Annotated in this window: 11 protein-coding genes; 6 read left to right on the top strand and 5 right to left on the bottom strand. The window is 58.1% G+C overall.

Annotated features, from left to right (window positions below; translation table 11 throughout):
• Positions 1–2 precede the first annotated feature (2 nt).
• The 3 genes from BJ928_RS09130 to BJ928_RS09120 form a co-directional block, all read right to left on the bottom strand.
• Positions 3–1211, bottom strand: coding sequence for a hypothetical protein (locus tag BJ928_RS09130; RefSeq protein ID WP_047631786.1), 1209 nt, complete (start codon positions 1209–1211; stop codon positions 3–5).
• A 106-nt stretch (positions 1212–1317) separates the two neighbouring features.
• Positions 1318–2121 (bottom strand): glycoside hydrolase family 16 protein, encoded by an 804-nt coding sequence (locus BJ928_RS09125; RefSeq protein WP_047631787.1) that lies wholly within the window; start codon positions 2119–2121, stop codon positions 1318–1320.
• Positions 2122–2125: 4 nt separating this feature from the next.
• Positions 2126–3280: an acyltransferase gene (locus BJ928_RS09120; RefSeq protein ID WP_245432263.1), complete on the bottom strand. Its 1155-nt coding sequence runs from the start codon at positions 3278–3280 to the stop codon at positions 2126–2128.
• A gap of 648 nt (positions 3281–3928) precedes the next feature.
• On the opposite strand from BJ928_RS09120, the gene BJ928_RS09115 reads away from it, so the two are divergent.
• Together BJ928_RS09115 and BJ928_RS09110 are read left to right on the top strand one after the other, a co-directional pair.
• Positions 3929–4888: a glycosyltransferase family 2 protein gene (locus BJ928_RS09115; protein ID WP_047631788.1), complete on the top strand. Its 960-nt coding sequence runs from the start codon at positions 3929–3931 to the stop codon at positions 4886–4888.
• Positions 4889–4974: 86 nt separating this feature from the next.
• Positions 4975–5919 (top strand): polysaccharide pyruvyl transferase family protein, encoded by a 945-nt coding sequence (locus BJ928_RS09110; protein ID WP_047631940.1) that lies wholly within the window; start codon positions 4975–4977, stop codon positions 5917–5919.
• A gap of 12 nt (positions 5920–5931) precedes the next feature.
• Here BJ928_RS09110 and BJ928_RS09105 read toward each other — a convergent pair whose 3' ends face one another.
• Entirely contained in the window at positions 5932–6942 is a 1011-nt protein-coding gene (locus BJ928_RS09105; RefSeq protein WP_047631941.1) for a glycosyltransferase family 2 protein, read from the bottom strand.
• Between the two features lie 90 nt (positions 6943–7032).
• Positions 7033–7323: an exopolysaccharide production repressor protein gene (locus tag BJ928_RS09100; RefSeq protein ID WP_047631789.1), complete on the bottom strand. Its 291-nt coding sequence runs from the start codon at positions 7321–7323 to the stop codon at positions 7033–7035.
• Between the two features lie 730 nt (positions 7324–8053).
• Here BJ928_RS09100 and BJ928_RS09095 point away from each other — a divergent pair.
• The 4 genes from BJ928_RS09095 to BJ928_RS09080 all read left to right on the top strand — a co-directional run bounded on the left by BJ928_RS09095 (position 8054) and on the right by BJ928_RS09080 (position 12393).
• Complete coding sequence (locus tag BJ928_RS09095) at positions 8054–8734, top strand: sugar transferase (RefSeq protein WP_047631790.1); 681 nt, start codon at positions 8054–8056, stop codon at positions 8732–8734.
• Between the two features lie 85 nt (positions 8735–8819).
• The gene (locus tag BJ928_RS09090; RefSeq protein ID WP_047631791.1) at positions 8820–10094 is read left to right on the top strand and encodes a polysaccharide biosynthesis/export family protein; all 1275 of its coding nucleotides are present in this window, start codon (positions 8820–8822) and stop codon (positions 10092–10094) included.
• A gap of 8 nt (positions 10095–10102) precedes the next feature.
• Entirely contained in the window at positions 10103–11395 is a 1293-nt protein-coding gene (locus BJ928_RS09085) for an O-antigen ligase (protein ID WP_047631792.1), read from the top strand.
• Complete coding sequence (locus BJ928_RS09080) at positions 11392–12393, top strand: acyltransferase (protein WP_047631793.1); 1002 nt, start codon at positions 11392–11394, stop codon at positions 12391–12393. The genes BJ928_RS09085 and BJ928_RS09080 overlap by 4 nt, the downstream gene beginning before the upstream one ends.
• The last annotated feature ends 22 nt before the right edge of the window (positions 12394–12415 follow it).

Genomic DNA, 12415 nt, shown 5'->3' with positions numbered 1-12415 from the left:
CGTCATTGCAATCCACCTCTATTGCGATGCAGTTGTGGGAGGGCCTGTATTTCGGCAATCTGCTCGTTGGCGCGCGTCAGCGACGCGAGCCGCTGGACCAGCCCCTGACAATCGGCGCGATCCATCATCCATTGCTTGCGATCCTGGGACGCAACGGCCTCGAAAGCGGCGAGATAGCGCGTCTCGTCCATCGCACCCAGAAGCGCGGTCAAACGTCCGGCATCGGCCGCATCGAGCATGAGCCCGATCTTCCGGCTTGTCAGAAACCGTGCCGTCTCAGTGCCGTCGATCGCGATCGGCACGGCACCATAGAGGCCGCCCTCGTAGAGACGGTTCGGCAGCAGCCAGCTCGAATTCAGCCCCTCTTCGAAAAAGTCGATCGCCCAGGAGAACTGGACCTCGTTGTAGATCGTCGCAAGATCCTCAGGATTCTTGTAGGCGCCGGCGAAGTGCATGAAAGGTGCATCGCTGACGGTGCGATCGAAGTCGTCAAATTCGGAGTAAGCGGGCCGGCCACGCAGAACGATCTCGAAGCGGCCTTCCATGCGGCGAGAGAATTGATCGAGCATTGCCAGCGACTTGCGGCATCGAAGCGCGCCGAACCAGCCGATCTTCCATGGCTTGCCCGGCGCAGGCAGCCTGGCGCCCGACGCGGCGGCGCGGGCCGCGGGCTCAAGCGCCAGCACTTTGTTTTCGAGCAGCATGACAGGCACGTCGAGACCGGAGCGTGGACGGAAATAACGCTCGATGAAAGCAGGCGAACTGGTCATCAGCAATTCCGCCTCGGAGCCGAAGTAGCGCTCCGCGCTGCGAAGTGCGCTGCCCACCACATCGTCGCGCAGCAACAGCCGGTGGATATCGAGGCATTCATAGACGATCGGCATATCGCCGCCGAAAACGGACTTGGCGCGATTGGCCAGCGCCAGCATTTCGAGATTGCGGCCGATGATGACATCCGGTCTTGCGACCGCACGCAAGGCGGTGCGCAGCTTCGCCGCCGATCTGGCCACCGCCGCGATACGCTGCGCAAACTGGGCATCCTGCGTCTTGCCAAGTTCGATCGGCTCGACGCCATGGACAGCAGCCAGCGCATTGTCGTCGCGACGGAAACCCGCGAGCGTCACGATTGCCCCGCCGGCCTGCAGCATCAGCACCCGCCTGCGCACGGCCGGATCGGCAAGATCATGGACGAAATACAGAATATGCAGCATCAAAACTTCCGCTTTTGCGCCCGGCCGAAACCGGGCGCCTTGTGTGGTCGGTGTTGCATGGTGGCACTACAGCCAGCCGCGAGAGACGCCGCGCGGCCGGCCGGCTTCAATCGAGCTTGCAGGTAATCGATTCCGGGAACAGGCACTTCTGGCCCGGTGCGGTATAGGCGACGCGCTTGATTTCCATGGTCGCGGGCTCGCCGCGATAGGCAAACTTGCCCATCCAGCCGCTGAGGGTATCGGTGCCCCAGAGGCTGAAGAAGATCTTCTGCGCATTCGTCGGTATCTTCGAGGGATCGGTGACTTCCTGGACGAGCTTGCCGTTCACATAATAGCGCAGCCGGTCCTTTTCCCAGACGAAGGCATAATCGTTGAAGCCCTGATCGGCGCCGCCTGAAACCGGCGCCAGCTTCTCGTTGCCGCCCTTGGCGGAGATATATTGGTTGACCTGAACCTGGCCGGGATTCTTGCCGAGCACTTCGAAATCGATCTCGTCATGCGGCTTCTTGTCGGTCGGTCCGATATAGGTGAAGAAGGCGGAGTTTAGGCCAGGACCCGTTGCTGTGCGATAACGCGCCTCGTAAGTGCCATAGCCATAACGTTTCATCGTCTGGATTTCGCCGCAGGCATAGTTGCGCTCACCCAACTTGGACTGGATGAACTGTAGTTGCAGCGCTCCGTCCTTGATGTTCACCTGCTTCTTCGACCAGGTGCAATTCTGATGCGGCCCGTTGTTCCAGCCATCGGAAATATACCAGCGGCTAGTGTCCAGGTGCTCGAAATTGTCGACGAAGGACCCACCCGTCGCCTGGTCGTCCTGTGCGGAGACGATTTGCGGCAGGAAGCAGATGCTCATCAGAGCGATTGAGACAAGACCAAGTCTTTGCTTGCAGCTTTTCGATGTCGTCATGGCATCACCTTTGCTCGGAACGCGCTTGCCGATCCTCGGCGGCGCGGTTCTGGACAGCACGGCTTGCGGCTTGCGGGCGAGCCCGACTGCCGGTCAGCAGGTTATAGAAGCTTGGCAGGGCGTGGCGCGCCATGCCGTTGGTCAAGGGCAGCAGCGACAGGGCAAGCGCCGCCGCCAGGAGATAGAAAATCGGATAGAGCTCGCTGCCGCCGCGATTCCACAGCACCCAGAGACAGAAGAGTAGTGGATAATGGGCGCAGAAGATCCAGAAGCTGAGGCTGCCGGTTCCCGCCAAGCCCTGACCGATCCGGCTGCGGATGAAGATCGCAGACAGCGCCCAGAAGCCGGGAATGCCCACGAGCACCATCAGATTACGGCAAACTTCGAGCCACAACGGCAATCCAGGCCCCGTCATATAGGCAGCTGTTGCCAGAAGCGCCGCGAGCGCCACGAAGGCAGGCGCGATCAAAGCGGCATACCGATCCATGATCGTCACGTCGATACGGTAGAGGCTCAGATAGATTCCGAAGCTGAAGCTGAACAAAATCGAGTTACGCAGCACAATACCGATAGATACTGGCCAAGCTGCGAGCAAAAGCAAGAAGACCAAGGTCGGCAACGGAGCTTGACGAATAAGAAAAGCCAAGGCAGGAGACAACAAAATACAGACGAAGAGATCGCGCAGGAAATAAAGTGGCAGATTTATCGGCTCACCGTTGATGGCAAGTAGAAGATTTGAGAGCGTATGCGGATTTGCCTTCGACAAATCCGGCAGATATCCGTCGCCTATACCGTAATACTGAAGAAGAAAAACAAACAGGAAGAATGCGCCATTCCATAACATGAATGGCAAAACAACGGTCTTTGTCTTCCGGCTAATTGTCTTTGTATAGCTTAGTGGTGCCGCTCCATTACGAAAAAGCAAGTAACCAGAGATCACGCTCAAGCAAGGAACACCCACACGGAACAAACTGTCACGCAGGAACACTCGCAGCCAATCAAAGACGCCATAGGCACCATTGAACGGGCTGGTATGCGGATCAAACGGTATGTGGACAAAAACTATGCCCGAGATGAGCACGATACGCATGAGGTTTATCCGCGAAGACACGTTGGCAGTCACATTCACGATGTCTGTCACCCCTTCTTCGGGCTGCATTCCCCCCTCGCAGCCATTTCAAACAGAGCAAAGCTCGCAGAGATAACCTAGGGCACTCTTCGGAAAGGGAATACGGCAGCGCAGCAAAAATAAGCGAAATCCGATATGCCATCCTGCTCGAAATCGACCGCTTCGCGTTGCCTGAAAGGTGCAACAATCGATTTAGACGCAAGAAAAGCGCTTTAACGGAAAGCACTTAGATACCCGCGCGCACTTTCATCGCCAGCATTCGGCGGGCGGCTCAACTTGCCTTGGATTTTTCGCTGGAGGGTGAAGATTTTTTGCAGCGCAGCAGAGTTTGACAGGCGAACCATGACCAAAATGCGACAGTATTTCAATCGTTGTGAGAAAGGCGATCCGCTGCGCTCCTCTCATGGCTGCGACGATGTGCGGGCACGATCCGCAATGTGTCACAATGGCTCAGCGACGGGATGGTCTCAGGCTCGCGCTGCCGACAGATAAAGTTTCAGAAATCTCATTTTCCAACATTGCTCCGCATCGATTGGACGCTACCTGTTGGCGTCACGGCGGCGTCCACCGGCGGGTCAATCGACCCAAGAATTGCCGCGGATGTCGCCGCAAAGCCAATAGTCATGCCTCCGGGGATGAAACCGCAAGCCCTTGAATCAAAACCGTAAAGGCGGGAAAATGGCATCTATCACGATTGTTATTCCGTTCTATCAGAAGCAAACCGGCGTTCTGCAGCGCGCTTTGGCATCGATATCCCGGCAAACATTTCAGGATTTCGATGTGCTCATCGTCGATGATGAATCACCGCTTCCGGCAGAAGGCGAGCTGCAATCGCTGAGCAGCGAGGAAAGAAAGCGCATTCGCGTGATCCGCCAGGCGAATGCCGGCCCCGGCGGTGCACGCAATACCGGCCTTAACAGCGTGCCGGCCGAAAGCCGGTTCGTCGCATTCCTGGACTCCGACGACGAATGGGCGCCCGAGCATCTCAGCAACGCCTTCGGGACGCTGACCCATTACAACGCCGATTGTTACTGGGACTCCATCGATGGGGGCAAGGAGTTCTACTATCACTTCAGCATCGCGGAACTCGGGAAATCGACCGACACGGTGCGCCTGTCGGACAGGCCGGCCGTCGTGGAAATCCCCAACATCGCCAGCGTCATGCTGCAGGACTGGAGCTTTCTGCACATGTCTTGCATGGTGGTCGGGCGCTCGCTCTTCGAAAAGATCCGCTTCGAGCCGTCATTGCGGCTGGCCGCGGAAGACGTCCTGTTCTTCTGCGACTGCATTCTCGGAGCCAAGCGCGTCTTGCTGTGCGAGAATGCCGGCGCACTGCGCGGCGAAGGCGTGAACATCTTTCACAGCATCGACAACGATTCCCCGCAGTTCCTGCGCCAGCAATTCAATACCTGGACGGCGCTGAACACTCTGGAACAAAGGTTTTCGCGCCGGCCACAGGATGTCGAGTCTATCCGTCGGTATAAAAACCGTGCCCGGCAGCAGGCGCTCTGGAGCCAGGCGCGGCAGATGCGGCAACGGCGTATGCCTCAATTCGGATTGCTGGCGAAATGGGCCTTGCGCGACCCGGCAATTTTACAAAGCGCGATGCAGCTTGCCGTGGGCAAACTCGCGCCCTAGATTTTGCAGCGCAGCATAGACTGCGCATGCCGCCCCAGGAGCCACGGCATGTTCCCCTTTTCGTTTGGATCAGCAAGGAGTCCTGCATGAAGCCGTTCCACTGGGAATCCACCCATGGCAATTTCGGTGACGATCTCAATCTCTGGCTCTGGGATTTCCTACTTCCCGGCCTTCGCGAGGCTCACGAGGAGACATTGCTGGTCGGCGTCGGAACCGTGCTCAACACGGAGATCCTGCCCGCCGATGGACGCAAGCTCGTCATTGGCAGCGGCTTCGGCTACGGCTCCCTTCCCGACATGCGCGACACCTCGCTCTGGGATGTCCGCTGCGTACGCGGCCCGCTGACGGCCGAGAAAGTCGGCCTGCCCACCGAAATGGGCATAGTCGATCCCGCCGTATTGGTGACGGAAATGCCTGAATTCCAGAATGTTTCGAAAAATGGCAAGCGCACCTTCATCCCGCATTGGGAGTCGGCTGCTGCCGGCCTCTGGCCTGAGATCTGCAAGACCGTCGGCCTTTCCTATCTTGATCCGCGCGGCGAAGCCAAGGCTGTGATCCGCGAGATTGCCGCCTCCGAGCTGATCGTTGCGGAATCCATGCATGGCGCCATCCTTGCCGACGCATTCCGTGTTCCGTGGATTGCGGTCAGTTCGTCGCGCTCCATCAACAGCTTCAAGTGGAACGACTGGGCACGCTCGCTCGGCGTCACCTACCAGCCGAGGCATATCCCCGTCTCTACCCGCGCCGAGGCGATCGCCAAGGGCGCCAAATTCTGGGGCGTCGGCTTCGAACGCAGCAAGCAAGCGGCAGCAGAACTCGAAAAGCAGCGCTACGGCGAAAACGTCATGCTCGCCGATCCCGAGCAGACGACGCTCCGCGTCATGGCCAAACAGGCGCTTGCCGCGCCCTCGGCCCTGGCCTTGTGGCAGGCGAGCAAGGCCAAGCCGCAATTGAGCAAGGATGGAGCGCTCGCATCCTGCAAAGAGCGGCTCTTGCGTGTGATCGACGGCATTCGCCGCGACTATCTGTAGGCTGAGAGACCTCTATTTCGGCGCGGCCTGCAGAAGATAGCGCAGGCCGTTTGCACCGGAATGGGCGATGGGCGCGCCGTCCCGTTTGCGGAAGCGCTCGCTCTTATCCGCCAGAATACCGCCTGCAATCGCCGGAACGGCGAACGGATGCGAAAGCGCGTAAGCCGCTGCGGACAAGAGCCCCGATTGTGACTTGATATCAAGGAAATGCCGCAGCTCGTAACGGTCGCGGATATGTTGCTCGTGGCGGCCGATCACCATTGCGTCTCTTGGTGCAAGCCCACCCTTGGCCAGAATGGCGCGGTCAGCCTCATAGAGGCGGCGCAGATCCTCTGTCCTGTGCCGGCCGCTTAAGGAATCGCTGCGGACGACCGCGCCATAGCCGCAGCTGTGGATGATCTTGTAGCGGGCGCGCTTGGCCAGCGCGCGGACATAGAGATCGTAATCCTCGCCGAGGCGCAGCGCCTCGTTGTAGCGCAGACCATGCGCATCCAGAAAAGAACGCCGCATCAAAGGTTTCAAGAAACCAATCTCGCCCCGGCGCACGCCACGCTTGGAAATATTACCTTCGACGAAGGCAACGAGATCGAGAAAGCGCGGCTTCGCATCGAAGTGATCGAGCCTTGCATGGGCATCGGGAACGGTATCGGCGCTGACGAAGGCGATGTTGTCGGCCACGAAATCCCAATCATCATCGGCCAGCAAGGCGGCGAAACGACCCGGAAAGAAGAAATCGTCGGCATCGAGAATGCCGATCAGCGGGGCTTTGGATACCTCGATTGCATGATTACGCGCTGCGGCAGGACCGCGGTTCTTCTGGAACTCATGGATCGACAGCCTGCCGCTGCCGTCATCAGCCTTGGCCGCAGCCGCGGCCGTCCCATCAGTGGAACCGTCGTCGATAACCACGACTTCAGCCACTTCCGGCTCCCGGAGGGCCGAAGCGACGGCCAGTCCAATGGTGCCGCTGGCATTCTTCGCGGCAATGATTACGCAGACGCCTTTTTCTGCACTGTCGGTCACGTCAGCCTCCAATGGTTCTGCCGGAGACTTAGGACATGGCACCAATCCGACAACCATCGGACCGTCAAAAGATCTGGCTGCCGATCCGGCCTAAGGGTTGAAAGGCTCGGATCGATTGAGGTTGGGCGCGGACAGGCCGCCGACCTTGCTTTCTTCCTGGCCCGTCGTCGTCGCCTTGTCTTCATTCAGCAAGGCATCGCGCGACTTGCGCTCTTTCCAGACAAGGTAGAGCACGCCCAGGAAATAACCGATCTGCAGGAGAACGGCACAGATGACCGTTTCGATCAGAGTGGTCGAAAGAGAATTCGTCAGAGAATATGTTGCGATAGCAAATACGATCAGCGTGCCCAGCATGCTGATGAAGACGCGCGGCGCATACATAATCTTACCTCGCCCGCTCAACCATCACATGAAAAACGATCAAGGTCTTTCCTCCCTTATCAGACCTGAAACTCAAATATATTTTATGATTCATTGAGATTCAACCAAGTTCAGACGATCCGTTGCGATTTGAGACGACCCTACCGCCGGGCCTGTTAAAACTACACCTCGATTATAATTACAATTGAATTTGTTCATCTTTCTCTTTGCAATTATATGGAGATATAATGAAATGATGCAATCTTTGCGACATGCGGTGTCAGTGCGAACCCTCTCGCTTCACCATCAATTCAATCAACTTTTATTACAAAGTCCTGAAAAACCAGATCCCAGTATGTGCGCCGCAAAATCTTGCTGCAACGCAATATATCGTCTGAAGAAATCGAGACGCCGGGTAGCTGAAGGGAACCGGAACAGAGGCTATCGAAGCCGATGATAATGAACAACTTAGCCTTCGATGCCTATAACACCCTTGGAAATCGTCGACTATGACACGGCGGAGCTACCAACCCTGCCATTATACGCAACGCGATACAGTAGAACCCACCTATAGTCGCTCACTGATTTAAACCAAGTCACCATTGATGCGGTAAATGTATACCGTCATGTCATATCGCTACAAAAGTTTGGCTTAAAAAGTCCAAATCCAAACCTACACTCCCACCATCCCGGCTCTAATTACGCGTCCGAGAATTTCCGACCAATCGTCAACATGAATGGAGTTTTCTCTATGAAGTCTGCGACGAGATCGGCCACATCGGCTTTTTTCAGCGCCGCGGAAAGCGACGTCTTTCCGCCCACTGGTGGAGTACTGAAGCGCGTTTTCGACGTCTCTACCGCTTTGACCGCTTTGGTTTTCATCAGCCCGCTCTTTTTGATGTTGATGCTGCTGGTGAAGCTTACAGACCGCGGTCCTGCCTTTTACGGCCATCGCCGTATCGGCCATAATGGCAAATACTTCCGTTGCCTGAAGTTCCGCACCATGGTCGTTGACGGAGACAAGGTCCTGCATGCCTATTTGCAGGCCAATCCGAAGGCGATGGAGGAGTGGCGAGCGACGCGCAAGCTGCAGAACGACCCCCGCGTCACCGCCGTCGGCGCCGTCCTGCGCAAACTCAGTCTCGATGAACTGCCGCAGCTCATCAACATCATCCGCGGTGAAATGAGCGTCGTCGGCCCGCGCCCCGTCGTCGAAGACGAGCTTGAGCTCTATGAGACGGCTGCGATCTACTACCTGCAATCGCGTCCCGGCCTGACCGGCCTTTGGCAGGTCAGCGGCCGCAACGATGTCTCCTATGAAAGCCGTGTCGCTTTCGACACGCATTATGTGAAGAACTGGTCGCTCAGCAGCGACATGATGATCATCGCCAAAACCATTCCTGCGGTCTGCCTCTCGCGCGGCAGCTATTGATGATGACTGGCAGATACCGCGGGATATCTCCTGCGGTTTTCCCGCGCCTTGCGGGATTGCCTACCAATAACAGGGAAGATCCTGCATGATTGAATTTCGGCCTTCCAAGAGGCTTGTTCGCGTCAACACGTCGCTGCGGTGCGCAACCATCGTTGCTCTTGCCCTTTGCACCGCTTCCGTCTCGGCCTCGGCCGACAATCTCCCCGGATATCATCTGGGCGTCATGGACAAGCTGCATGTGCGCGTTGCCGAATGGCAGACCGCCGAAGGCACCATCCGCGACTGGTCGGTGATTACCGGCGACTATACCGTGGGGCCTTCCGGCTCGATCTCGGTTCCTTTCATCGGCGACATGCCTGCCGTCGGCAAGACCACGGATCAGATCGCCGCCGCGATCGGCCTCGGGCTGCAGAAGCAGTTCGGCCTGCGCGATCGCCCCTCGGCCTCCGTCGAAATGTCCCAGTTTCGGCCGATCTACCTTTCCGGCGAAGTCCAGAATCCAGGCGAATATCCGTTCGCACCGAACCTGACCGTGCTCAAAGCCGTCAGCCTCGGCGGCGGCATGCGCCGCGCCGATGCCGGACAGCGCTTTGCACGCGATTTCATCAACGCCAAGGGCGACGCCGTCGTCTATATGGCCGAGCGTGGACGCCTGCTGATGCGCAAGGCACGCCTGCTCGCCGAATTGGCCGGCAAGGACGAGATCGACGTCCCGGCGGAGCTCAAGCAATTGCCGCATGTGGCGGATCTGCTTGCAAGCGAAAGGGCGCTGATGGATACGCGCAGCCAGCGCATGAAAACACAGCTGCAATCGCTGGAAGATCTAAAGACACTCCTGCAGAACGAAGTCGAGGCGCTCTCGAAGAAGAACGACACGCAGAGCCGTCAGCTCGATCTCGCCAAGGCGGACCGCGACAAGGTCGAAAGCCTCGCCGAACGGGGACTGGAACTTGCCTCCCGTCGCATCTCCGCCGAACAGCGCGCCTCGGATCTGGAGGCGACGCTCCTCGATACGGAGACCGCGTCGCTGAAGGCCAAGCAGGATATAAACAAGGCCAACCAGGACGAGATCACCCTGCACAATGACTGGCAGAGCTCATTGGCACAGGACATGCAGGATACCGACACGCAGCTGGAAACGCTGCAGCTCAAGCTGTCAACCAGCCAGTCACTGATGCAGGAAGCTGTGGCTCAATCGGCTGATGCCAGCAACCTCGATCCCAGCGGACAGAGTGTGAGCATCTCCTACACGATCGTTCGCGACGAGAACGGCCAATCGAAGGAAATCCAGGCTCAGGAAAACACGCAGGTATTGCCGGGCGACCTCATCAAGGTCAATACCGGCCTTGCCATGCGATAGGAAAGTCGATGCGGATAGCCAAATCGATTTTTGTCCGTCCAGGCAGCAACGCCACCTATGGCATGGTGGCGATTGCTCTTTCCTTTTTTGTCTTTGCCTACTCGTCCCGCTTCGGCCAGCCTTCCATTCTGCTTTACTACGCCTTGTGGTTCCCGCTCGTGCTGATCGACTATCGCAACGTGCTCGGCAGCTATCACAGGCAGCTCTGGCTGTTCGCCTTCGGCGTCTTCACCTGCCTGTCGATCTTCTGGTCCGTCGTTCCCGCCGTGACGGCGCGCGCCGCAGTCCAGTATACGACGCACATCTTCTGCGCCCTCGTGGCCATGCGCACGCTCGACATCCGCACACTGACCCGCGGCGCAATTGCCGGCACCGGCATCGTGCTCATCTATTCGATGTTGTTCGGCTACTATGCCTATGATCCCATCGATGGGACCTACAGCTTCGTCGGCGCCTTCGATTCCAAGAACCAGCTCGGCTTTTATGCCTCGCTCGGCATCTATTTCGCTTTTGCCGCCGTCTTCGTGCTCGGTGAACGGCGGATCTGGATGCTGGGCGCGGGATTTGCCGGCCTGTTGTCCGCCTATTGCCTGCATGCTTCATCTTCGGCAACGTCGGTGCTGACGACGGGACTGGTCGTAGCGCTATGCATAAGCCTGCGTGTCATCCTCTATCTATCGCCCAAGCAGCGTAAAAGACTGTTTGTGACAGTGGCCGTCTGCGGAACCATCCTTGCGGTCGCCGGCGTCTATCTTGGTGCGGTCGACCTCATCCTCGGCGCCTTCGGCAAGGATTCCACGCTCACCGGGCGAACCTACCTCTGGCAGCAGGGGATTGCGACCGCGCAGCAGAATCCATTCTTCGGCGTCGGCTATCAGGCCTACTGGGTCCAGGGCTTTTCCGAGCCCGAGCGACTGTGGGAGGAATTTTACATCGCCTCTCGCGCCGGTTTCCATTTCCACAATACCTATATCGAAACCGCGGTTGAAACCGGCCTCGTCGGTGTATTCCTGCTTGCTTCGATCCTGCTGACGGCCGTCGTCGGCCATATCAGCCGCTTCCTCAGTGATATCAGAAATGACGAGTCCTACGTCTTGCTGGGTGTCGCGACGCTGTTGCTGATCCGATCATTCGTGGAGATCGATATTCTCAATCCATACCACGTCGGCTCCTTCCTGTTCTATTTCACGGCAGGCAAGCTTTCCATGCGAGTGCGCAGGCCCGCCAAGACACCATTGCGAACGGATGCCCCCTTGCCATTCGCGCCGCCTGTCAACTGGGAGCCGCGAACGGGTCAATGAAGACACTTTACGGTATCCAGTATCTGCGCGCCCTTGCCGCCCTCGCGGTCGTTCTCTTCCACGCTACCGAGCGTAGCGGCGGTCACTTCCGTATCGGTGCAGCCGGCGTCGACGTCTTCTTCGTCATCAGCGGCTTCATCATGTGGACCATGAGCGAGCGCCGCCCCGTGACGCCGCTGCGCTTCGTGCTGGACCGGCTGCAACGCATCGCGCCGTCCTACTGGATTGTCACCGCCATCATGATCGGCGGCGCTGTTGTCGGCCTGTTTCCAAACATGAAACTGACGGCAAGTCATATCTTCGGCTCGCTACTGTTCATTCCCCTCCGCTCGCCCAGCAATGGCGAGATTTGGCCAGTTCTGGTGCAGGGATGGACGCTGAACTTCGAGATGTTCTTCTATGTCATCTTCGCAGCCTGCCTGTTTCTGCCGCGACGCCTGCGCCTCGGCGGCCTGATCGGCGTGTTTATCGCCTTCGTCATCGCTGGCGTCATCATCGACCCGCAATCGGCGTTGCTCATGACCTATACCAGACCGATCATTCTTGAATTCGTGGCAGGTGCCGTCCTCGGGCAATTTTGGCTGAAGGGGAATGTTGCCGGATTTGCACTCGGCCTCGCCCTGATAATTGCCTCGATCGCCGGCTTCGCCGCCATCGAGGTTCTAGGCCTGGAATTCAACGAGCTGACCTGCGGACCCCTCGCCGTTGCACTGGTACTGGGCATGGTTTCCGTCGAGCGCAGCGGCAGGCTGCCGGAGATTGCGCCGCTTACCTATCTCGGCAACGCCTCCTATTCGATCTATCTCTGGCATACGCTGGCGATATCAGTGATCGTAAAACTTGTCGCGACGATGCCGATCCCGTCCGACGTCGTCGCCTTCATCGCCATGATATCAGGCACCTTGCTCGGCGTCTTTGCCTATGAGTTGGTCGAAAAGCCGCTGCGCAACCTGTTGCGGAACTTCAGCTGGCGAAGAGCTCGCCCCTCGCCAGCTTGAACGGAACGGGCTTCGCTCCGGA

The organism is Rhizobium sp. WW_1 (assembly GCF_003610155.1).
Classification (GTDB): Bacteria; Pseudomonadota; Alphaproteobacteria; order Rhizobiales; family Rhizobiaceae; genus Rhizobium; species Rhizobium tropici_A.
This window is presented reverse-complemented; position numbering and strand designations above follow the sequence as displayed.